Genomic DNA, 1,500 nt, shown 5'->3' on the forward strand with positions numbered 1-1,500 from the left:
GGCTTTGAGCGTGATACGGCTTATTTAGCAAATGCCCTAGAAGTTTTTCTTATCTCTAAAATCCAACCTGTCCACAATGTGGTTAAAGTTGGTATGTAATTTCGCATAAGAAATTTTATGTTAAATGGATTCAATCTCTGTCATCAAAGTCAGCATTAATTCTATCGACAGTCCATTTTACTGTATTGTTATCTAAGTAAAAAAAATCTCTATTTAAAATATCATCTTCAAAAATTAAGCCATTAACATCTAGCTTCCCTTCTTTTAAATATCCAATAATTTCATATCTTAGACTATTATCTATTTGCTTAATTTGATGGGAATAATGTGTTTTCTCAATAAGGTAATCATCAAAAATAGTAGCTTCTAAATCTATAAGGTAATTTTTTTTGAGATCAATACATGAGGGTATTGAAGAACTAAATACCTCTAGAATTTCATTACGAACCTTAATTTTTAGAATGAATTCGAGATTCTCATTACATTCTATGATTTGAGCTATATATTTCACTTCGATTAAGATTTCCTAAAATTAACATAATACACGTTATACGAATTCCCAAGGCATGGCTTTTAGTCATGCTTTTTTTATCAAAAGACTATACCTGAATGATAGCGAGCCAAATCGCATACAATATCTATCATTAGACTTAATGCAATAATTAAATGATAGTATTATCATTAATCTAATAGAATTAAGATTAAATGATAGAAATGAATACACGTATTTATCTACGAGCTTCAACTAAAGATCAAGATGCAGAAAGGGCTTTGCAGATTCTTCAGGATCTAAACCAAAACTTGAATTTGGGTGAAACCATTGTGTACGTGGAAAACTATAGTGGTACGAAGTTAGACCGACCTGAATTGAATAAGCTACTGTCAGAAGCAAATCAAGGTGACACATTGTTAGTTGAAAGTATTGACCGCTTATCACGCCTAACCCAACGAGATTTTCAAGAGCTGAAGCGCAGGATCCAGGAGAAGGGACTTCGTTTAGTCGTAGCAGATCTTCCTACTACCTACCAAATGATTCAAACCAGTGACAGCATTACTCATTCAATCTTGGAACTCATCAACAATATGTTGATTGATCTTCTGGCAACAATGGCCCGCCTAGACAATGAGAAACGTATAGAACGTATTAAGCAGGGCCTGGCACGTTCGGGTTACAAACCAACAGGCAAGAAGGCAAATGAGGCTAAACATAAACGAATAAAAGAATTGCTAGTAGTTGGCAATATGACTAAGGAAGAAATTGCCAAAGCAGTGAATTGTGGAGTTGCAACTGTCTATCGAGTTGCTAAAGTTATCTAAAAGAGGCTTATCTCAACGCGCCCCCAATGGGGCACCGCTGCATTCAGGTTACTTCACATAAGAAATTTTATGTTAAATGATTGTTAGAAATGCCCCTTGATCGAGGCATTTTCTATAAAGAATACTAAAAACTAATTAAAGCCAACCAAGTTTCAAAACAAGGCAGTTCTCAGCAATCATATT

At 34.3% G+C, this 1,500-nt stretch carries 2 protein-coding genes; one reads left to right on the plus strand and one right to left on the minus strand.

Annotation, left to right across the window (positions count from 1 at the left end):
• Window positions 1-130: 130 nt before the first annotated feature.
• Window positions 131-511 (minus strand): hypothetical protein, encoded by a 381-nt coding sequence (locus FTV31_RS16810; protein WP_015060210.1) that lies wholly within the window; start codon window positions 509-511, stop codon window positions 131-133.
• A gap of 194 nt (window positions 512-705) precedes the next feature.
• Between FTV31_RS16810 and FTV31_RS16815 the strand changes: the two genes are divergently transcribed.
• On the plus strand, window positions 706-1,317 hold the full coding sequence (locus FTV31_RS16815) for a recombinase family protein (protein WP_015060246.1): 612 nt from the start codon (window positions 706-708) through the stop codon (window positions 1,315-1,317).
• The last annotated feature ends 183 nt before the right edge of the window (window positions 1,318-1,500 follow it).

Source organism: Acinetobacter sp. YH16031 (assembly GCF_013417335.1).
Taxonomy (GTDB): domain Bacteria; phylum Pseudomonadota; class Gammaproteobacteria; order Pseudomonadales; family Moraxellaceae; genus Acinetobacter.

Bases quoted from the DNA above. Each gene is read 5' to 3' on its own strand.
- FTV31_RS16815 (WP_015060246.1), top strand. From the start codon at position 706: ATGATAGAAATGAATACACGTATTTATCTACGAGCTTCAACTAAAGAT.